The 21002-nt window shown below is 47.1% G+C and carries 17 protein-coding genes; all 17 read left to right on the top strand.

The window, feature by feature from the left end; all coding sequences use genetic code 11:
- Positions 1-12 precede the first annotated feature (12 nt).
- The 17 genes from AC4E8B_RS09885 (at position 13) to AC4E8B_RS09965 (ending at position 20839) form a co-directional block, all read left to right on the top strand.
- Positions 13-2052: a chemotaxis protein CheW gene (locus AC4E8B_RS09885; protein WP_490218602.1), complete on the top strand. Its 2040-nt coding sequence runs from the start codon at positions 13-15 to the stop codon at positions 2050-2052.
- 43 nt (positions 2053-2095) lie between these two features.
- A complete protein-coding gene (locus AC4E8B_RS09890) occupies positions 2096-2560 on the top strand; it encodes a chemotaxis protein CheW (protein WP_490218604.1) in 465 nt (154 codons plus the stop codon).
- Positions 2553-3209 (top strand): chemotaxis protein CheC, encoded by a 657-nt coding sequence (locus tag AC4E8B_RS09895; protein WP_490218605.1) that lies wholly within the window; start codon positions 2553-2555, stop codon positions 3207-3209. The genes AC4E8B_RS09890 and AC4E8B_RS09895 overlap by 8 nt, the downstream gene beginning before the upstream one ends.
- Entirely contained in the window at positions 3202-3702 is a 501-nt protein-coding gene (locus AC4E8B_RS09900; RefSeq protein WP_490218607.1) for a chemotaxis protein CheD, read from the top strand. Before AC4E8B_RS09895 ends, AC4E8B_RS09900 begins: the two co-directional genes overlap by 8 nt.
- 262 nt (positions 3703-3964) lie before the next feature.
- Complete coding sequence (locus AC4E8B_RS09905) at positions 3965-4726, top strand: FliA/WhiG family RNA polymerase sigma factor (protein ID WP_490218609.1); 762 nt, start codon at positions 3965-3967, stop codon at positions 4724-4726.
- A gap of 109 nt (positions 4727-4835) precedes the next feature.
- Positions 4836-5099 (top strand): hypothetical protein, encoded by a 264-nt coding sequence (locus tag AC4E8B_RS09910; protein WP_490218611.1) that lies wholly within the window; start codon positions 4836-4838, stop codon positions 5097-5099.
- 9 nt (positions 5100-5108) lie between these two features.
- A complete protein-coding gene (locus AC4E8B_RS09915) occupies positions 5109-5708 on the top strand; it encodes a hypothetical protein (protein ID WP_490218612.1) in 600 nt (199 codons plus the stop codon).
- A 147-nt stretch (positions 5709-5855) separates the two neighbouring features.
- Positions 5856-6557 carry a 30S ribosomal protein S2 gene (gene rpsB / locus AC4E8B_RS09920; RefSeq protein WP_490218614.1) on the top strand — a complete coding sequence of 234 codons (702 nt, stop codon included), beginning with the start codon at positions 5856-5858 and terminating at the stop codon, positions 6555-6557.
- 91 nt (positions 6558-6648) lie between these two features.
- Positions 6649-7530 (top strand): translation elongation factor Ts, encoded by an 882-nt coding sequence (gene tsf, locus AC4E8B_RS09925; protein WP_490218616.1) that lies wholly within the window; start codon positions 6649-6651, stop codon positions 7528-7530.
- Positions 7531-7635: 105 nt separating this feature from the next.
- Entirely contained in the window at positions 7636-8361 is a 726-nt protein-coding gene (gene pyrH / locus AC4E8B_RS09930) for a UMP kinase (protein ID WP_148975422.1), read from the top strand.
- Positions 8361-8918, top strand: coding sequence for a ribosome recycling factor (gene frr / locus AC4E8B_RS09935; RefSeq protein ID WP_490218617.1), 558 nt, complete (start codon positions 8361-8363; stop codon positions 8916-8918). Before pyrH ends, frr begins: the two co-directional genes overlap by 1 nt.
- 290 nt (positions 8919-9208) lie before the next feature.
- Positions 9209-9985, top strand: a complete 777-nt coding sequence (uppS, locus tag AC4E8B_RS09940; RefSeq protein ID WP_490218619.1) for an undecaprenyl pyrophosphate synthase — start codon at positions 9209-9211, stop codon at positions 9983-9985.
- 19 nt (positions 9986-10004) lie between these two features.
- Positions 10005-10802, top strand: a complete 798-nt coding sequence (locus AC4E8B_RS09945; RefSeq protein ID WP_490218621.1) for a phosphatidate cytidylyltransferase — start codon at positions 10005-10007, stop codon at positions 10800-10802.
- 42 nt (positions 10803-10844) lie between these two features.
- Positions 10845-11987 (top strand): 1-deoxy-D-xylulose-5-phosphate reductoisomerase, encoded by a 1143-nt coding sequence (locus AC4E8B_RS09950; protein ID WP_490218623.1) that lies wholly within the window; start codon positions 10845-10847, stop codon positions 11985-11987.
- A 68-nt stretch (positions 11988-12055) separates the two neighbouring features.
- Positions 12056-13333, top strand: coding sequence for an RIP metalloprotease RseP (gene rseP / locus AC4E8B_RS09955; protein WP_490218624.1), 1278 nt, complete (start codon positions 12056-12058; stop codon positions 13331-13333).
- Positions 13334-13465: 132 nt separating this feature from the next.
- The gene (locus AC4E8B_RS09960) at positions 13466-15172 is read left to right on the top strand and encodes a proline--tRNA ligase (RefSeq protein ID WP_490218626.1); all 1707 of its coding nucleotides are present in this window, start codon (positions 13466-13468) and stop codon (positions 15170-15172) included.
- Between the two features lie 1344 nt (positions 15173-16516).
- Positions 16517-20839 (top strand): PolC-type DNA polymerase III, encoded by a 4323-nt coding sequence (locus AC4E8B_RS09965; protein WP_490218628.1) that lies wholly within the window; start codon positions 16517-16519, stop codon positions 20837-20839.
- Positions 20840-21002 lie beyond the last annotated feature (163 nt).

Raw genomic sequence — 21002 nt, forward strand, 5'->3', positions numbered from 1 at the left:
GGTGAAAGCGCCATGGAAATGAGCCAATATTTAGAAGTATTTATTGAAGAAAGCAGGGAGCATCTGCAAGCAATTAATGAACATCTGCTTGAACTGGAAAAGAATCCTGCCGATCTGAAAATCATCAATGAAATATTCAGGTCTGCCCATACGTTAAAAGGTATGTCTGCCACAATGGGCTATGAAGACCTGGCCCGCCTGACCCACCAGATGGAGAATGTCCTTGACGCTATCAGGAACCAAAAGATAGGTGTCACGGCCGAACTTCTTGATGCCGTTTTCCTGGCAGTCGACGATCTGGAAGCAATGGTATTGTCCATTTCAGAAGGCGGGGACGGCAAGCGCGACGTCAGTGCGGCGGTAAAGCAGATGGAGCTGATTGAAAATGGCCAAAGCCCTTTAAAGGCCGGAAAGCCGAGGCAAGAAGCTGCGGCTGCTGTTGCTGCAGAAGCAGAGATGCCTGCTGAGCTGAGAAGTGATTATGATGAATTTGAACGGACAGTGCTCGCCCAGTCAAAAGAACAGGGATTTGACGTTTACGAGGTTTCCATCTCTTTGAGGGAAGACTGCCTCCTGAAGGCTGCGAGAGTATTTATGGTGTTTGAAGTATTGGAGAAGTCCGGTGAAATCATCAAGTCCAATCCTCCTGTAGACCAGCTTGAGGAAGAACAGTTTGATACAGCTTTTACTGTCACTCTGGTGACAAAGGAACCTAAAGAAGAGGTTCAAGCGAAAGTCATGAAGGTATCGGAAGTCGAGAAGGCGGAAATCATTGCCATAGACCTGACTCCTGCCAAACAGGCTGAAGGGGAATCTGAGCCATCAGCGCCTGAAGCCGGGACCGCCAGTCCTGCCGAAGAAACAAAAGAAGACAGCAGGAATGCGTCACCAGCCAAACAGGCAAGCAGCAAAACGATCCGTGTGAATATAGAACGCCTTGATATATTGATGAATCTGTTTGAAGAGCTTGTCATCGACAGGGGAAGGCTTGAGCAGATTTCTAAAGAGCTCAATAACCAGGAGCTCCATGAGACTGTCGAAAGAATGTCCCGCATCTCAGGGGACCTTCAGAATATTATTCTCAATATGAGGATGGTTCCTGTTGAAACCGTATTTAACCGCTTTCCCCGGATGGTCCGCCAGCTTGCAAGAGATCTGAATAAAAAAATCAATCTTGAAATCATCGGGGCAGAAACAGAACTGGATAGAACCGTCATAGATGAAATAGGTGATCCTTTGGTGCATTTGATCCGCAATGCACTGGACCACGGAGTTGAAACGCCTGAAGTACGGAAGGCTAACGGGAAAAATGAAGAAGGAACAGTTGTTCTTAAAGCCTACCACAGCGGCAACCATGTCTTTATTGAGCTGATTGATGACGGTGCCGGCATTAACCGGGATAAAGTCCTGCAAAAGGCGGTTAAAAATGGCATCATAACCGAGCAGGCAGGCGCTTCTCTTACAGATAAACAGGTGTACGAGCTCATTTTTGCCTCCGGTTTTTCCACCGCAGACAAAATTTCGGATGTTTCCGGCAGGGGCGTAGGCCTTGATGTTGTGAAAAGCACCATTGAATCATTGGGCGGAACAGTCATGATTGATTCACAGGAAGGAAAAGGCTCAACTTTCTCAATCCAGCTTCCGCTGACACTTTCCATCATTTCTGTCATGCTGATTGAAGTACAGAAGGAAAAGTACGCAATTCCTCTTTCCTCCATTATTGAAACGGCTATCATTAAGAAAGAGGATATCATGAATGCCCATAACCAGAAGGTCATTGATTTCCGCGGCAAGGTCGTTCCGCTTCTGTTCTTGAAGGATGTATTCAAAGTTCCTGTGCATTTGGAGGAAGATGGGTATTATTCGGTGGTCATCGTACGCAAAGGGGACAAGATGGCCGGACTTGTAGTCGACTCGTTTATTGGACAGCAGGAAATCGTGCTTAAATCACTCGGAGGCTATCTCAATGATATTTTTGCGATTTCCGGAGCTACTATCCTTGGGGATGGGCAGGTTGCATTGATTGTGGACTGCAACGCTTTAATAAATTAATAGACTGGCATGAAAGCTACTGCCAATTCAGGGAGTGTATGAAATGAGTGAAACATTGACCGCAGACTTAAAACTGATCATTTTCTTATTAAAAGATAAAGAATATGCGATACCGGTCTCTCAAGTAAGATCAATCGAGAAAGTGCAGCATATTACAAGGGTCCCCGGGGCGGCTTCCTCTGTCAAAGGAGTGATCAATCTGCGGGGCGTGGTTACCCCCATCATTGACCTGAGGACCAGGTTCGGGCTTGAACTGAAAGATTATAGTGACAGCACAAGGGTCATCATTGCATCGGCGGATGGAATGGAAGTCGGCCTGGTGGTTGACGGGGCCAATGATGTGATCGACATATCAGGCGACTCTATAGAACCTTCGCCGAACGTGATCGGCGCCGAGGAGGCTGAATTCATAAGCGGTGTCGTCAAGGTGGAAAAACGCCTGCTGATCCTGATCGACCTTGGAAAGATTCTGGAAGGCGGAGAAATGAAGCTGGCAGCCCATGAGTAAGCAGACCGGCAGCTTCCTTAACGGCATTTCATCCATGCACCTGGATCTGCTGAAGGAAGTCGGGAATATCGGGGCAGGGCATGCGGCGACAGCTCTGTCGACTTTGCTGGATAAAAAGGTTGATATGAAAGTCCCGAATGTAAAGGTCGTCTCATTTGATGAAATGATGGACATGGCCGGCGGTCCCGAAAATGTTGTCGCAAGCGTTTTTCTAAGGATCGAAGGCGATGCACCCGGGAGCATGTTCTTCATCCTTCCGGTGGAACAGGCCGAATCCTTTATCCGGCAGATGACTGGCGATGACAGGTTCCAGCTGGCAGAACCGCCTTTTGATGAAATCGGTTTGTCGGCTCTGCAGGAAATGGGCAATATATTGGCCGGCTCCTATCTGACCTCACTCTCTGATTTTACAAATCTTTCACTCTACCCTTCGGTGCCTGCCCTCGGAATCGATATGGCAGGAGCAATCATCAGCTTCGGGCTTATTGAGCTCTCACAGGTGAGCGACAATGCCATTGTCATTGAGACAACTTTGACTGAAGTGGCACCGGCCGTGACGCATACATTAAAGGGCCATTTTTTCCTCCTGCCGGATCCCAGCTCCTTTGAAGTGATTTTCAGCTCTTTGGGAGTAGCCGGCGATGAATGAAATTGCCAACATCGTCAAGGTCGGAATAGCTGATATGAAAATTGCATCTGTGCCGGACATTCTGCGCACCTCGGGGCTTGGCTCCTGCGTAGGGGTGGCGGTATATGATCAGTCATCAGGCCTGGCAGGGATGGCACATATCATGCTGCCGGATTCGTCGCTTGCGAGAGCTGGCGGTCCGGTCAATAAGCTGAAATACGCCGATACAGCGATAGAAGAGCTTGTGCGGCAACTGGCCAAGCAAAGGGCAAGTACAGGATACCTCAGGGCGAAAATTGCCGGAGGGGCGCAAATGTTCCAATTCACTTCAGGCAGCGACCTTATGAGGATCGGGCCAAGGAATGTGGAAGCAGTCAAAAAAGCCCTTCATCATCATAACATCAGGCTGATTGCAGAGGATGTCGGGGGAAACAGCGGCAGAACGATAGAATTCAATCCGAAGAGCTGCATACTGCAGATCAAGACAGTCAACAAAGGGGTCACTGAGCTGTAGCGGAATTCTCCATAACCTTGACAGTTAACCAATAATATCTTCACCCCGGAAATATTTCATCTCCCGAAAAAAGTCAGCCATTTGCATGGGGCTGATTTTTTCCGCTTCTGGCCCGGTGGAAAATGGGTTTGGGGTCTGCGGATATATAGGAAATGTTTCCTGAATCCGAGAATTTCGCCAGCGGCAATATTAATAGGAAAGTAATTTTGATATAATTTACAAAAACTACATCTGGCTTGCGCTTAAGGAGGTATACATACGAATGCATGGACAATCATCTGATGAACAAGCCTATTGGGCGTTATGGCAGCAAAGCCGTGAAGCCGAGGCAGGCAATTTCCTTGTAAAAAGATATATGCCTCTAGTGAGCTATCATGTTCAGAGAATATCTGTTGGCCTTCCTAAAAATGTCTCAAGGGATGACCTGAGGAGCCTCGGCCTGATGGGGCTGTATGATGCGCTTGAAAAGTTCGATCCTACAAGGGACCTGAAGTTTGATACTTACGCCTCCTTCCGGATCAGAGGGTCGATAATAGATGGACTGCGCAAAGAGGACTGGCTTCCAAGGAGCACAAGGGAAAAAGCGAAAAAGATCGAAGCGGCAGCAGAAAGGCTTGAACAGCAGCTGATGAGAAAGGCGACTGCAGCTGAAATCGGGGCGGAAGTCGGCCTCAATGAAGATGAAGTGCAGAACGTCATGAGTGAGCATTTTTTCGCTAATGTCCTGTCGATGGATGAACAGCCGCAGGATCAGGAAGAGAAGGATGGAGCAACCTTTGTTCTTAAAGACCATCGGGCAGCCGTCCCCGAGGAGAAGGTCGCAAAAGATGAACTGCTGGCAGAGATGGCCGATGCGGTTTCCTGCCTGAATGAAAAAGAACAATTGGTCATCAGCCTTTTCTATAAAGAAGAGCTGACACTGACAGAGATTGGCCAGGTGATGGGGCTGTCCACTTCAAGGATTTCCCAGATCCATACAAAAGCCATATTCAGCTTGAGGCATACTCTTCAAAAGATCATGTGAATGGCTTGGCCCGAGGGTTTCATGCCCTGCTGACAACAGCAGGAGCGATCTGAAGGGAAGTGTCCGATATGAGTTTGAAGCTGATTGAAATGTGGTTGCCCTTCCCAGGATGCAGGATGCATCCAAGATCCAGGAGCAGCTGCAGCAGAGGGGCCAAATGATGAACGACCAGGCGGCAAGGGCTGTGCAGAAGCAGGAGGAGAAGGACAGGAAGTCTGTCGTGAAGAAGCATTCCGGGCTCCAGGCCGGCTGGCAGAAGGAACGCAGCCCGAACAGCGGCGGACCGCTGCCTGAAAAGGCAAGGGAAGAAAAGGATGAAATAGTGAAAGAGATTCATCCCTACAAAGGAACATCAATTGATTATAGAAGATAGAGGGATTCAATGACTATTTTTCTGCTGGCAGTCAGTTTGATTATCAATCTGATTCTCATTTTTGCAGTAGCACTATTGTATATGCGCCAAAATCGCCTTTTTGAAATGGAGAAAAGGCAGGGGCAGTCATTCAGGGAAGTGGAAGAAGCCATAACCGCTTTCGTAGTCGAAATAAAAGAAGATAATGAAAAGCTATTGAAGAATATTCAAAAAAGCTCTCAGCCTGCAAGAGATGTACAATCTGAAACAGATGCGGCTCCGGCTGCCAAAGCACCAGCAAATGACGGTGCAGGCGGACAGAACGGACCCCCTGCACCGAAGCTGCGCAAAGGGTCTGCGATGCAGAAGGCTGTCCAGGCGTATAGCAAAAAAGAGGAGCCGATGCCAGAGCAGGACCTGCTTTTCCCGGAGGATATTGTCGAGCTCGGAGATGCTTCTCCCACGGCGGATGAACCTCCGGCGGCGGTACCTGAGGCAGACGGATCCATCCTGAAACAGGCCCAATCCCTTCAGGAACAGGGATTTGCCGAAGAGGAGATAGCCAAAAAACTTGGCAGGGGGAAAACTGAAATATCATTATTATTGAAATTTCGTCAAAATCGGCAGTAATAACTTGATTGTAAAAGTCACTTATGCTATATTTACTCATGGTGTTATTACACACGCCTATGGATTCAGGCAATTGGTGCTGTTTTGTACAGTTTTTGACTGAAGATGATATGGGCGGAGGCAAACAAACCATTAGGAGGAACTAACATGTCAGTAATTTCAATGAAACAGCTGCTTGAAGCTGGTGTACACTTCGGTCACCAGACTCGCCGCTGGAACCCTAAGATGAAGAAATATATCTTCACTGAGCGTAACGGCATCTACATCATCGACCTTCAGAAGACGGTCAAGAAAGTAGAAGAAGCTTACAACTATGTGAAAGAACTTGCTGGTAACGGCGGAACGATCCTTTTTGTAGGTACTAAGAAGCAAGCTCAGGATTCTGTTAAGGAAGAAGCCCTTCGTTCTGGTATGTACTTTGTAAACCAGCGCTGGTTAGGCGGAACTTTAACTAACTTTGAAACAATCCAAAAGCGTATCACTCGCTTGAAGGATATCGAAAGAATGTCAGAAGACGGAACTTTCGAAGTACTTCCTAAAAAAGAAGTTGTTCAATTGAAAAAAGAACAAGAACGTCTTGAAAAATTCCTAGGCGGAATTAAAGATATGAAGACTCTTCCAGACGCTCTATTCATCATTGACCCGCGCAAAGAGCGCATTGCTGTTGCAGAAGCTCACAAGCTGAACATCCCTATCGTCGGCATCGTTGATACAAACTGCGATCCGGATGAAATCGATGTTGTTATCCCTGCAAACGATGATGCAATCCGCGCTGTTAAGCTTCTGACAGGAAAAATGGCTGATGCCATCCTTGAAGCTAAGCAAGGGGAAGAAGTAACAACTGCTTAATGTCTGTAAAGGTGATAATAGGGAGCACCCTTTATCACCTTTTTTTAAAGAAAATAAGAAATGATTACATATATTTAAGGAGGATTTCAATATGGCAATTACTGCACAACTCGTTAAAGAACTGCGTGAAAAAACTGGCGCTGGAATGATGGACTGCAAAAAGGCGCTTCAGGAAACAGATGGTGATATGGAAAAAGCGATCGATTTCCTTCGCGAAAAAGGAATCGCTAAAGCTGCTAAGAAATCTGACCGCATTGCGGCAGAAGGAACAACTTACATCCTTGCACAAGGCAATGAAGCTGTCATCCTAGAAGTGAACTCTGAAACAGATTTCGTTGCGAAAAACGAAGGCTTCCAGGTTCTTGTAAAAGAATTGGCTGAGCACCTGCTTCAAAACAAGCCTGCTTCTGCTGAAGAAGCTGCTTCACAAACAATGGCAAACGGAGCAACTGTCGAAGCTCATATCAATGCTGCTATCGCTAAAATCGGAGAAAAGCTTTCCCTTCGCCGTTTTGAAGTGAAAAGCAAGACTGACAGCGATGCATTCGGTGCTTACCTGCACATGGGCGGACGCATCGGCGTTCTGACTGTTCTTGAAGGATCAACTGATGAGCAGGCTGCAAAAGACGTAGCAATGCACATTGCTGCACTTAACCCTAAGTATGTATCCCGCGATGAAGTATCTGCTGAAGAAGTAGAGCGCGAGCGCCAGGTTCTGACTCAGCAGGCTCTAAACGAAGGCAAGCCTGAAAACATCGTTGCAAAAATGGTTGAAGGCCGTTTGAGCAAATATTTCGAAGACGTTTGTGTACTTGACCAGGCTTTCGTTAAGAATCCTGATCAAAAGGTCCGCGACTTCGTTAAATCAACTGGCGGAACTCTTAGCGAATTCGTTCGCTATGAAGTAGGAGAAGGCATTGAAAAGCGCGAAGACAACTTCGCTGAAGAAGTTATGAACCAAGTGAAAAAATAATAAAATAAAAGCTGGTAAAACTGCTTTTATGAAGGTAACCGGGGAACACATTGTGTTCCCTCTTTTTCAAGAAATCATGTAATTCCAATACATATGGAGGTTCTTATGAGCAGCCCTAAATACAAACGAGTTGTCTTAAAATTAAGCGGTGAAGCTTTAGCAGGAGAGCAGGGCTTCGGCATTAATCCTGCTGTCATCAAGTCGGTGGCACAGCAGGTGAAGGAAGTTTCCGATCTTGGGGTCGAAGTGGCGGTCGTCGTGGGCGGCGGCAACATCTGGCGCGGGAAGATCGGAGAAGAGATGGGGATGGACAGGGCGAATGCAGACTATATGGGCATGCTTGCCACTGTCATGAATTCCCTGGCACTTCAGGACAGCCTTGAAATGCTGGATGTTGAATCACGCGTTCAGACGTCCATTGAAATGCGCCAGGTGGCAGAGCCTTATATCCGCAGGCGGGCAATTCGCCATCTGGAAAAAAAGCGTGTCGTGATCTTCGCAGCCGGCACAGGCAACCCGTATTTTTCAACAGATACTACAGCGGCATTGCGTGCTGCTGAAATCGAAGCAGAAGTTATCTTAATGGCGAAAAATAATGTAGATGGGGTATACTCCGCAGATCCTCGCTTAGATGTTAATGCGGTTAAATATGAAGAATTGTCTTATCTTGATGTCCTGAAAGAGGGGCTTGCCGTAATGGATTCTACAGCTTCCTCATTATGCATGGACAATAATATTCCGCTTATTGTATTCTCAATCATGGATAACGGCAATATTAAGCGCGCCGTATGCGGAGAAAAAATCGGAACGATCGTCAGGGGGAATAAATAATGCCAAAACAAGTTATTTCTAACTCAAAGGAACGTATGACAAAAGCAATCCAGGCGTATTCACGGGAGCTTGCAAGCATCCGTGCAGGCCGGGCAAGCGCTTCGCTTCTTGACAGGATCACTGTGGATTATTACGGGGCTCCTACACCGGTCAATCAGCTTGCAGGAATTTCCGTTCCTGAGGCCCGCCTTCTCGTCATCCAGCCTTATGACAAGACCATTCTGGGAGAAATCGAAAAGGCAATCATTAAATCAGACCTTGGCCTGAATCCTACTAATGACGGCAACCTGCTTCGCATAGCGATTCCTGCACTTACAGAAGAACGCAGGAAAGAGCTCGTCAAGGTAGTCAAAAAAGAATCAGAAGATGCAAAGGTCGCAATCCGCAATATCCGCCGTGATGCCAACGATGATCTGAAGAAGCTGGAGAAAAGTGGCGATATTACAGAAGATGACCTGCGCGGCTACTCAGATGACATCCAGAAGATGACAGATGAGCATATCACCAAGGTCGACAGCATCACAAAAGACAAAGAAAAAGAAATTCTTGAGGTTTAATTCTTTTTCCTGAGTTATATCAGCTAAATATACAAGAACCCTCTATGTATATAGGGGGTTCTTTTGCTCATTTGGCCGATATGGGGCACAATTATGGCATCCTGCAATAATTGTGCTGCTTTCTTGTATTCTTATTTTTATTATGTTTACATATTCTTTTTTATAGAGATATCTTCATTTATTTTTGGTATGATAAGAACGTGCGGAATTTGGGAATAGGCAAATCGTACATTTTGGGGAAAGATCTTTTTTCGGAGGATAAGAGAAACGCATTTTGAAGGAGCCGTCTTATGTTAAATAAATTTAAAAAATGGAAGAACCAAGCACCTTCTTCCGATCTCCGAGAGCGCATAATAAAAATAAGGGAACAAAAAGTACCTTCTCATGTAGCGATAATAATGGATGGGAATGGCCGCTGGGCCAAAAAGCGGGCCTTGCCGAGAATAGCGGGGCATCATGAAGGGATGAAGGTGGTCAGAAGAACAACGAAGCTGGCCAATGAGCTTGGGATCAAGACTCTGACTCTTTACGCTTTTTCGACTGAGAACTGGAAACGGCCAAAGCTTGAGGTTGATTATCTCATGAAGCTTCCGGAAGAATTCCTGGGGACTTTCCTTCCCGAGCTGGTTGAGGAAAATGTCCGTGTTCAGATGATCGGCTATAAAGATCAGCTTCCGGGCCATACACTCAAAGCGATTGAAAAGGCAATGGAAGATACAAAGGATAATGATGGCCTCATTCTCAACTTTGCCCTCAATTACGGCAGCCGGGCAGAAATACTGGAAGCCGTCAAGCGGGTCTTAAATGATTGCCAAAGTGGCATAATGGAAGAAAGCCAGCTAAATGAAGAAGTTTTTTCATCCTACTTAATGACTGAAGGGCTGGAAGACCCCGATCTTCTGATCCGGACAAGCGGAGAGATCCGTCTGAGCAATTTCATGCTCTGGCAGCTTGCTTATACGGAATTCTGGTTTACTGATGTATTATGGCCGGATTTCACTGATGGTGAATTGCTGGAGGCCATTGAGGTGTTCCAAAACCGGCAGAGGCGGTTCGGAGGAGTATAATAAAGGTGTTGAAAACTAGATGAAGCAAAGAATCGTAACAGCGATCATATTTGGAGCTATACTAATCCCTGTTGTTATATACGGAGGGACACCGGTTGTACTGCTTGCCTATTTGCTGGCTGCAGCAGCACTATATGAAGTATTGAAGATGCGCAGGCTGAAGCTGCTGTCAGTGCCGGGCATCATTGCCCTTGCCTTTTTATGGGCACTGATGCTGCCTGGTGGTCCACAGGAATGGCCGGCATTGCAGTTTGCTGCCGAGTCAAAGACTGAAATGGGCTTGCTTGCTGTCCTGCTTTTGCTGACCTTTACCGTGGCATCGAAGAACAGATTTACTTTTGATGATGCAGCCTTTTCGATCTTTGCATCGATATATGTGGGGATAGGCTTTTATTATTTTATTGAAACACGTGAAGCAGGCATTTTATTTATCTTTTTCTCTTTATTCATTGTATGGGCAACAGATTCCGGTGCCTATTTTATCGGAAAAGCCATGGGAAAGAACAAGCTGTGGCCTGAAATCAGTCCCAATAAAACGGTGGAAGGCTTTATAGGCGGGGTAGTTTGTGCAGTGATCGTTGCAATCCTGTTTGTCCTGCTGACTGATATAGATGCGACATTGCTGCAGCTTACTTTAATTACCGTTGTACTGTCTGTCTTCGGACAAATAGGAGATCTGGCAGAATCAGCGCTTAAGAGGCATTATGAAGTGAAAGATTCCGGGACGATCCTTCCCGGGCACGGCGGCATCCTGGACAGGTTTGACAGCCTTTTATTCGTGTGGCCGCTTCTGCACTTCTTTCAGCTGCTTAACTAGCCGGGCAGTCTAGCTTGTTGAAACAATAGGAGTTGAACAATAGTGAAATATATTAGTTTAATGGGAGCAACCGGTTCTATCGGTACCCAGACCCTTGATGTTATAAGGGAGCATCCAGAGCAATTCAGATTAGCCAGCATGAGCATCGGCAGAAATCTGGAGCTTGGCAGGAAAATCATTGGGGAATTCAAGCCTGAGCTGGTGGCGGCTGCAGAGAAGCATGATGCAGACACACTCGCAGGCGAGTTCCCGGGGATTAAATTTTCATATGGGCAAGAAGGGCTGATTGAAACGGCTGTACATCCAAAAGCGGATGTCCTCGTAAATGCTGTACTTGGAAGTGTCGGCCTTCAGCCAACCCTTCAGGCGATTGAAGCCAAAAAAACGATTGCGATTGCCAATAAGGAAACCCTTGTTACAGCAGGCCATATCGTGATGGAAGCTGCAAGGAGAAACGGTGTGGAGCTTCTTCCTGTCGACAGTGAGCACTCCGCTATATTCCAGGCGCTGCAGGGGGAACAGAAGAAAAATATAGACAAACTCATCCTTACCGCCTCCGGGGGAAGCTTCCGGGACAAAACAAGGGATGAGCTCAAAGATGTGACGGTTGAACAGGCTTTGAACCATCCAAACTGGTCTATGGGAGCTAAAATAACCATTGATTCGGCAACAATGATGAATAAGGGGCTTGAAGTGATTGAGGCCCATTGGCTGTTTTCTATAGGTTACGAAAAAATTGAGGTTCTCCTCCATAAAGAAAGCATCATCCATTCTATGGTGGAATTCCATGACAGCTCGGTCATCGCCCAGCTGGGGACGCCGGATATGAGGGTGCCGATCCAATACGCACTGACTTATCCTGACCGCCTTCCCCACCGTACCGGCAAAAAGCTCAACCTGGCAGAAATCGGCCAGCTTCATTTCCAGAAGATGGACTACAGCCGATTCCGATGTCTGCAATTTGCCTTTGATGCGGGCAAGCGGGGAGGCTCGCTTCCTGCCGTTCTGAATGCAGCCAATGAAGCGGCGGTTGCAGCTTTCCTGGAAGGGAAAATTACATTTCTTCAGATTGAGGACTTGGTCGAAAAAGCTATGGAAAAGCATTCTGTTTCTGATAATCCGGGCCTTGAGGAAATCCAGGAAGTTGATCGTCAGACAAGACAACTGGTAAACTCGCTTCTATAAGCTGGTGTTCAGTCCAGGAAAGTGGAGGGTGACACTGAACAACCTCTAAAAAAAAGGTGGTTATATTTTTGAATACTGTGATAGCCTTTATTATCATTTTTGGAGCCCTTGTTTTTTTCCATGAGTTGGGGCACTTTGTATTCGCCAAAAGAGCCGGCATCCTTTGCCGGGAATTTGCCATAGGTTTCGGCCCGAAGGTCTTCTCCCATAAAAAAGGAGAAACTGTCTACACCATCCGTCTGCTTCCAATTGGGGGATTTGTCAGGATGGCAGGGGAAGATCCTGAAATGGTGGAAATCAAGCCGGGCTATCGTGTTGGTTTGATTTTGGATAGTGACGAGCGGGTCAGCAAAATCATTCTTAACAATAAAGATAAATATCCGGATGCAAGGCCGGTCGAAGTGGAATATGCCGACATCGAGCATGATCTTGTCATCCGCGGTTACGCCGAGGGTGAAGAGGAAGAAAGGCTTGTTTCATATCCGGTCAACAAGGATGCTCTCCTTGTTGAGGACGGTGTGGAAACACTCATTGCCCCGTATGACAGGCAGTTTGCTTCCAAAACGCTCGGGCAGAGGACAATGGCCATATTTGCGGGACCGATGATGAACTTCATCCTTGCATTTGTTGTCTTTGTACTGATCGGCCTTCTTCAGGGGATGCCGACAAACGAACCTGAGCTTGGCCGGCTGACGCCCGACGGAGCTGCCAAGGAATCAGGCCTCCTTGAAGGAGATCAGGTTCAGAGCATCAATGGCGCTGAAATCTCAAGCTGGAACGATGTAGTGGAAATCATCCAGCAGAGTCCGGAAAAAGAACTTGATTTCATCCTGAATCGTGATGGAGAAGAACTTGAAATACCGGTAACCCCTGAGGCAAGGGAAGTTGAAGGGGAAAAAGGCAAAGAAACCATTGGCATAATCGGCGTATACAGCCCGATGGAGAAGTCTCCTCTGAAAGCCATTGCTTATGGCGCAGAGGAAACATACACATGGACGAAGGAGATCTTCGTCATGCTTGGGAAACTTGTCACAGGCCAATTCTCCATCGATGCTTTATCAGGCCCTGTCGGCATCTATGTGTCTACAGATACAGTGGCTAAATCAGGCATTTATTATCTGATGAAATGGGCTGGGATCCTTAGCATCAACCTTGGAATCATGAATCTATTGCCGATTCCGGCGCTTGATGGCGGAAGGCTCATGTTCTTTGCAGTGGAAGCATTGCGGGGCAAGCCGATCGACCGCAACAAAGAAGGGATGGTCCATTTTATCGGATTCGCCCTCCTTATGCTGCTGATGCTTGTTGTCACATGGAATGATATCCAGCGTTTCTTCCTGCAATAGAATAAAATGAATAAACATCTGCGGCTATCTCCAGAACCGGCGATAGCCCAGTTTTTTCTCCGGATACCCGGGAAACGGGACAAGCCCTTACCCTGATTAAGAATTAATATATGAAACGAAGAGGTGCTGATAATGAAGCAAAGCATGACACTTATTCCAACTTTAAGAGAAGTACCGGCAGATGCCGAGGTCAGAAGCCACCAGCTTCTCCTCAGGGCAGGATTCATCCGCCAGAACGCAGCGGGTGTGTACAGCTATCTGCCAATGGCGCGCAAAGTGCTGCAGAAAATTGAAGCCATCGTCCGGGAAGAGATGGATGATGCAGGGGCGAGCGAACTGCTGATGCCGGCGCTCCAGCAGGCTGAGCTGTGGCAGGAATCAGGAAGATGGTATACATACGGGCCGGAGCTCATGAGATTAAAAGATCGTAATGACCGGGAGTTCGCTTTGGGTGCAACTCATGAAGAAGTAATCACCAGCCTGGTCCGTGACGAAGTGAAGTCATATAAAAGACTGCCAATGACGCTGTATCAGATCCAGACGAAATTCAGGGACGAACAGAGGCCGCGTTTCGGAATTCTGCGAGGGCGCGAATTCATCATGAAAGATGCGTACTCTTTCCATTCTTCACAGGAAAGCCTTGATGAAGTATACAGCAGGCTCTTTACAGCCTACTCCAATATCTTTACACGCTGCGGTCTGAACTTCAGGGCAGTCATAGCTGATTCAGGCGCGATGGGCGGAAAAGATACCCATGAATTCATGGTGCTTTCCGATATCGGGGAAGATACGATCGCTTATTCCGATTCTTCGGATTATGCTGCCAATATTGAAATGGCTCCAGTCATCAGCAATTATTCGAAAAGTGATGCTGCTCCAAATGAATTGGAAAAAGTCCAGACTGAAAATCAAAGATCGATTGAGGAAGTTTCTTCATTCTTGAATGTTTCCAGCGCGGATTGCATCAAATCACTTCTTTTCAAGGTGGATGACAAATATGTACTGGTGCTTGTCCGCGGTGACCACGAGGTAAACGATATTAAACTGAAGAACCTCTTCTCGGCTGCATCGGCTGAATTGGCTTCTCCGGAAGAAACGCGCAGCATCCTTGGCTGTTCTGTAGGCTCATTGGGCCCAATCGGCGCTAAAGATGTTGAAATTGTTGCAGACCATGCTGTAGAAGCAGTAGTGAACGGCGTATGCGGTGCGAATGAAGAAGGATTCCACTATATCAATGTCAACGCCGGACGCGATTTTGAAGTGTCTCAGTTTGCCGATCTCCGCTTCATCCAGGAAGGAGACCTTTCTCCGGATGGAAACGGCAAAATCCTTTTTGCGAAGGGCATTGAAGTCGGCCATGTCTTTAAACTTGGCACACGCTACAGTGAAGCGATGAATGCCGTTTACCTTGACGAAAACGGCCGTACACAGCCGATGATCATGGGCTGCTACGGAATCGGCGTATCCCGTATCCTTGCAGCGATCGCTGAGCAGTACAATGACGACAAAGGATTCACATGGCCTGCAGACCTTGCACCTTTAAAAATCCATGTCATTGCCGTAAACATGAAGGACGAAGCCCAGGCAGGCCTCGGAGAAGAACTTTACAAAGAACTGCGCAGCAAAGGCTACGAAGTCCTCTTTGACGACAGACCCGAAAGAGCCGGTGTGAAATTTGCCGACGCCGACCTCATCGGACTTCCAGTCAGAGTAACAGCCGGCAAAAAAGCCTCCGAAGGCATCGTCGAAGTAAAAGTCAGAAGCACAGGCGAAATGGAAGAAATCCACAAAGACCAGCTTCCCGAGCATATCGCTTCCATCCTTACATCACAAAAGTAATCATCGACTAAAAACGGATCCCATTGCGGGGTCCGTTTTAATTTGGGGAAGACTTTGGTGTTGGTATTTTAGTTTAGGGCTTTATTCGTAAGGATTGTTGATTTTAATTATATTCATATACGATTTAACCTTGTGGTATTATATCCTGATTTGAGTGGCCAGGAAGCCTTTGAATAAGCGGAAATTTTCCGGTTAGACTGCTGAATAAGGCACGGGTGGGTGTAAATAAGGGGAGAATTTCCGGTAAAACGGAGCGAAGTTGCACATTTTCCTATTTTTTGAGTCGATAGACGGAAATTCTCCGTCTATTTGAGCTGTTTTTGAAGCCTTTTTGAAATTAGGGGGAATTTCTCCGCTTATTTTCAACCTGTCAATGATTCCCTCAATCAGGTCCGGAAAGGCCAGCTCTTTTATGACAGGGCGGGAAAAAAACGCCTCCTGAAGAGGTATTTTATCATGTCTTATAAGGATGACAAGATAGCAGCAATCTGTGCGAAAAGAGCCTTTTAAAAAACCTCAGAAAGTTTATAAGCCTGTTGATTGCAGTGGAAGGCACGAAGACTCCTGTGGGATATAGCGGAAAAGTTGAGACCCGCAGCGCGCAAGCGCGAGGAGGCTCAACTCCGCCCCACGGAAATCGAAGTGCCTGCAACGCAAATCAACACCACATATAACAGCAGGAACAATTTGCAGGAATTGAGCAGAGGAAGTTGGCTTTAGAAATTTAATACGCATAAAAAGTTCAAAGACCCTGTTGATTGCAGTGGAAGGCACGAAGACTCCTGTGGGAAATAGCGGCAAGGCTGAGACCCCGCAACGCGCAAGCGTGAGGAGGCTCAGCGTCGCCCCGCGGAAAGCGAAGTGCCTGGAACGGAAATCAACAGCCCGTTTAATACCCGAAACAATTTGTTGAAATAGAGACAGAGGAATCTGGTTGTTAGAAAGTTCATCCGCATAAAAAGTTCAAAGACCCGTTGATTGCAGTGGAAGGCACGAAGACTCCTGTGGGAAATAGCGGCAAGGCTGAGACCCCGCAACGCGCAAGCGTGAGGAGGCTCAGCGTCGCCCCGCGGAAAGCGAAGTGTCTGGAACGGAAATCAACAGACTCATATACAGCAGACATTTTTCTGCGAATAACAACCAGATTACTCCAGGGGTTAGATTTCATTGCTCTGATAGATAATGTAAACACTTTAAAAAGTAGGCATGCCAAATCAGATCCAACTTCTTTTTCACACTATTTCTTTTTCAAAACACACCCCCTCTTTATGGTATAATGACTAATGTTTCTAATACAAAACAATCAAATAAAGAAAATAGATTTTAAGGATAGGAGAGAGAACGATGAGCGATGCCACAGGCAAAAAAGAGCGATTCCACCTCTTGCTCCAGCAGCTTCAACTCACAGAAGATGCCTTTGTAAAGCATTTTGAAAATGCCCAAATAGACAAAGTAGTAATAGAAAAGCAAGCAAAAAAATGGCATTTCTACTTCCAGTTTGACAGCATCCTGCCATGCAGTGTTTTCAGCCGGTTCTCTGTCCAGCTGGAAAAAACCTTTTCACATATAGCCAATACTTCATTTACTATTGAGGTCGCAGACCAGAACTTCACAGAAGAGCTTCTCCTGGATTACTGGAAAAGCTGCATTCAGGAAATCGAGGGCATATCGCCTCCTCTGATCAAGCTTCTGAACGAACAGACGCCGAAGGTTCAGGGAGCAAAAGTCATATTGAACGTCCGCAATGAAATGGAAGGGCTGGCGATCAAGCGCAAGTATGCCGGCATGATAGCGAATGTCTTCCAGACGTTCGGTTTCCCTATGCTGACAATCGACACAGAGATAAACTCCGATTCCACATCCAATGCTGAATATGAGCAGTTCCTGAAGGCAAAGCAGCAGGAAGATCAGGAACGGGGACGCCAGGCAATGATTGAAATGCAGAAAAAAGAAGCCGAAGGCGATTCAGGCTCCGGGGAATTGCAGGGTCCGCTTTCTATCGGCCTTACCATCAAGGACGATGCAGACTTCAGGCGTCTTGAGGAAATTGTCGATGAAGAGCGCAGGGTTGCGGTTGAAGGCTTTATTTTTGCCGCAGAAACTAAAGAGCTCCGCAGCGGAAGGACTTTGCTGACGTTCAAGGTCACCGACTACACAAGCTCCATCATGGTCAAAATGTTCTCGCGCGACAAAGAGGATGCAGCTCTGTATCAGCATGTCCAAAAAGGCATGTGGGTAAAGGTTCGCGGCAGCATCCAAAACGATACATTTGTTCGCGACCTGGTCATGATCGGAAACGACATTAATGAAATCAAGCCGGTCTTGAGAAAAGACACTGCACCGGAAGATGAGAAGCGGGTCGAGCTTCATCTTCATACCCCTATGAGCCAGATGGACGCAGTATCATCTGTAAGCGCGCTAGTGTCACAGGCAAAGAAATGGGGCCACAAGGCGATTGCCATTACAGACCATGCCGTGGCGCAGTCATTCCCGGAGGCATTTGGTGCAGGAAAGAAAAATGATATTAAAATCCTTTACGGAGTCGAAATCAATCTGATTGATGACGGCGTTCCGATTGCCTATAATTCTGCCCCGATCCACCTGGCAGAAGGTACGTATATCGTCTTTGACGTGGAAACAACAGGGCTTTCCGCTGTTTATGATACGATCATCGAGCTTGCGGCTGTCAAAATACATGACGGTGAAATCATCGACAGGTTTGAGTCATTTGCCAACCCGCATCATCCATTGTCAGCGACAACAATAAATTTAACAGGCATCACTGATGACGATGTCAGGAATGCCCCAGAGGTAGAAGAGGTGCTCCGCAGGTTTAAAGAATGGTCCCAAAATGATATCCTGGTTGCGCATAATGCTTCATTTGATATGGGCTTCCTGAATACAGGGTATAAAAGATATGGTCTCGGCAAAGCTGCCAACCCTGTCATTGACACATTAGAGCTTGCCAGGTTCCTGCTTCCTGAGATGAAGAACCACCGCCTGAACACCCTGGCAAAAAAATTCGATGTAGAGCTAACACAGCATCACCGGGCCATCTATGATGCCGAAGCCACAGGGTACCTGCTGATCAAGATGCTGAAAGAAGTTATGCAAAAAGGAATTGATTATCATAATCAGCTTAATGACAATATGGGCAAAGGCAATGCCTATCAAAGGGCGCGTCCTTACCATTGCACCCTGCTCGCACAAACAGAGGCAGGCCTGAAGAACTTATTTAAACTTGTCTCCATTTCACATATGAATTATTTTTACCGTGTCCCGAGGGTTCCCAGATCACTGCTTGAGAAGTACAGGGAAGGAATCCTTGTCGGCTCCGGCTGCGACCGCGGCGAGGTTTTTGAAGCGATGATGCAGAAGGGGCCGGAAGTAGCTGAAGAATTGGCCTCTTTTTACGATTATCTTGAAGTTCATCCTAAAGCTGTGTATGCACACCTGCTCGAAATGGAGCTGGTCAGGGATGAAAAAGCACTGGAAGAGATCATTTCCAACATCGTGAAACTTGGCGAGAAGCTTGATCTCCCTGTCGCAGCTACCGGGAATGTCCATTACTTGAATCCTGTTGACAAAATATACAGGAAAATCCTGATTAATTCACAGGGCGGCGCCAATCCGCTGAACCGGCACCAGCTCCCGGATGTCCATTTCCGGACGACCAATGAGATGCTGGATGCCTTCTCCTTCCTCGGAAAGGAAAAGGCAAAGGAAATCGTAGTGGCTAACACGAATAAAGTAGCGGATATGATAGATTCCATCAAACCGATCAAGGATGATCTTTACACTCCGAAAATCGAGGGTGCCGATGAAGAAATGCGGAATATGAGCTATGACATGGCAAGGCATATTTATGGAGATGAACTGCCGGAAATCGTTGAGGCCAGGCTTGAGAAAGAGCTTAAGAGCATCATCGGCCATGGATTTGCCGTCATTTATCTGATCTCTCATAAGCTCGTAAAAAAATCGCTGAATGATGGTTACCTCGTTGGTTCGAGGGGATCGGTCGGTTCTTCCTTTGTCGCAACCATGACGGAAATTACAGAAGTGAACCCGCTGCCGCCGCATTATGTCTGTCCGGCCTGCAAGCAGTCCGAGTTCTTTAATGACGGCTCTGTCGGATCGGGCTTTGACCTGCCTGACAAAGACTGCCCAACTTGCGGGATTCCCTACCGCAAGGACGGCCATGATATCCCGTTTGAAACCTTCCTTGGATTCAAAGGGGACAAAGTCCCTGATATCGACTTGAACTTCTCGGGTGAATACCAGCCAAGGGCCCATAATTATACGAAGGTACTGTTCGGCGAAGACAATGTCTATCGTGCGGGAACGATCGGAACGGTAGCAGATAAAACGGCCTACGGCTATGTCAAGGCATATCAGCAGGATAACAACCTGCAGATCCGCGGGGCAGAAATTGATCGCCTTGCATCAGGATGCACAGGTGTAAAAAGAACGACCGGCCAGCACCCGGGGGGGATTATCGTTGTCCCTGACTATATGGATATTTTTGATTTCTCGCCGATCCAGTTTCCGGCCGATGATAAAACATCAGAATGGAAAACAACCCATTTTGATTTCCATTCCATCCATGATAATCTGCTGAAGCTCGATATACTCGGCCATGATGATCCGACTGTCATCAGGATGCTGCAGGATCTGAGCGGGATCGATCCGAAGACGATACCGACTGATGATCCTGAGGTTATGAAGATTTTCTCCGGGACTGAATCATTGGGCGTCACTCAAGATCAGATCATGTGTAAAACAGGGACGCTCGGCATACCGGAATTCGGTACGCGCTTTGTCCGCCAGATGCTTGAGGACACAAAGCCGACCACTTTCTCCGAGCTTGTCCAGATTTCCGGCCTGTCGCATGGTACGGATGTATGGCTCGGCAATGCCCAGGAGCTTATCCATAACAGCATCTGTACCCTGAGTGAGGTAATCGGGTGCCGTGATGACATCATGGTCTATTTGATCTATCAGGGGCTTGAGCCTGCCTTTGCCTTTAAAATCATGGAGTCAGTCCGTAAAGGAAAGGGACTCTCTGATGAAATGGAAGAAGAAATGAGGAAAAATGAAGTGCCGGAATGGTATATTGATTCTTGTAAAAAGATTAAATATATGTTCCCGAAAGCACATGCTGCCGCCTACGTACTGATGGCTGTCAGGATCGCTTATTTCAAAGTCCACCATGCGCTCCTTTACTATGCTGCCTACTTTACAGTCAGGGCTGAAGATTTTGATGTAGAAGCAATGGTCCGCGGATCCCAGGCCATCCGGGCGAAGATAGAGGAGATCAGCGCAAAGGGTCTTGATGCCTCGCCGAAGGAAAAGAACCTTCTTACGGTTATGGAACTCGCTCTTGAAATGAACGAACGCGGCTATAAATTCAGTAAAGTGGACCTGTATCGTTCCGATGCAACTGATTTCATCATCGACGGTGATTCTCTCATCCCTCCATTCAATAGCATCCCTGGGCTGGGTACGAATGCAGCCCTTAATATTGTAAGAGCAAGGGGAGAAGGGGAGTTCCTTTCTAAAGAAGACCTCCAGCAAAGGGGAAGGATATCAAAGACAATCCTTGAATACCTGGATAACCATGGCTGCCTGGAGTCGCTCCCTGATCAAAACCAGCTGTCGTTATTCTGAATCAGGAGTTTGGCTGCAGTGTTCCGCGGGCATGGCGGCCCCTTGCTGCCGCCGCTGTCCCATTTGCATAAAAAATTTGGATATGGTATAGTTTTATTGGAAATACTAAGGATAACTCTCGAAAAAGAGTGGGGCAACCCACTCTTTCGTGTTGTGTACGCTA

It is taken from the genome of Bacillus sp. SRL543 (assembly GCF_984799205.1).

Excerpts from the sequence above, each read along its gene's own strand:
- AC4E8B_RS09960 (WP_490218626.1), top strand. The coding sequence starts at position 13,466 with ATGAAGCAAAGCATGACACTTATTCCAACTTTAAGAGAAGTACCGGCA.
- rpsB (WP_490218614.1), top strand. The coding sequence starts at position 5,856 with ATGTCAGTAATTTCAATGAAACAGCTGCTTGAAGCTGGTGTACACTTC.
- AC4E8B_RS09900 (WP_490218607.1), top strand. The coding sequence starts at position 3,202 with ATGAATGAAATTGCCAACATCGTCAAGGTCGGAATAGCTGATATGAAA.
- uppS (WP_490218619.1), top strand. The coding sequence starts at position 9,209 with ATGTTAAATAAATTTAAAAAATGGAAGAACCAAGCACCTTCTTCCGAT.
- AC4E8B_RS09890 (WP_490218604.1), top strand. The coding sequence starts at position 2,096 with ATGAGTGAAACATTGACCGCAGACTTAAAACTGATCATTTTCTTATTA.
- AC4E8B_RS09965 (WP_490218628.1), top strand. The coding sequence starts at position 16,517 with ATGAGCGATGCCACAGGCAAAAAAGAGCGATTCCACCTCTTGCTCCAG.
- AC4E8B_RS09885 (WP_490218602.1), top strand. The coding sequence starts at position 13 with ATGGAAATGAGCCAATATTTAGAAGTATTTATTGAAGAAAGCAGGGAG.
- frr (WP_490218617.1), top strand. The coding sequence starts at position 8,361 with ATGCCAAAACAAGTTATTTCTAACTCAAAGGAACGTATGACAAAAGCA.
- AC4E8B_RS09915 (WP_490218612.1), top strand. The coding sequence starts at position 5,109 with ATGACTATTTTTCTGCTGGCAGTCAGTTTGATTATCAATCTGATTCTC.
- pyrH (WP_148975422.1), top strand. The coding sequence starts at position 7,636 with ATGAGCAGCCCTAAATACAAACGAGTTGTCTTAAAATTAAGCGGTGAA.
- AC4E8B_RS09895 (WP_490218605.1), top strand. The coding sequence starts at position 2,553 with ATGAGTAAGCAGACCGGCAGCTTCCTTAACGGCATTTCATCCATGCAC.
- tsf (WP_490218616.1), top strand. The coding sequence starts at position 6,649 with ATGGCAATTACTGCACAACTCGTTAAAGAACTGCGTGAAAAAACTGGC.
- AC4E8B_RS09905 (WP_490218609.1), top strand. The coding sequence starts at position 3,965 with ATGCATGGACAATCATCTGATGAACAAGCCTATTGGGCGTTATGGCAG.
- AC4E8B_RS09945 (WP_490218621.1), top strand. The coding sequence starts at position 10,005 with ATGAAGCAAAGAATCGTAACAGCGATCATATTTGGAGCTATACTAATC.
- AC4E8B_RS09910 (WP_490218611.1), top strand. The coding sequence starts at position 4,836 with ATGCAGGATGCATCCAAGATCCAGGAGCAGCTGCAGCAGAGGGGCCAA.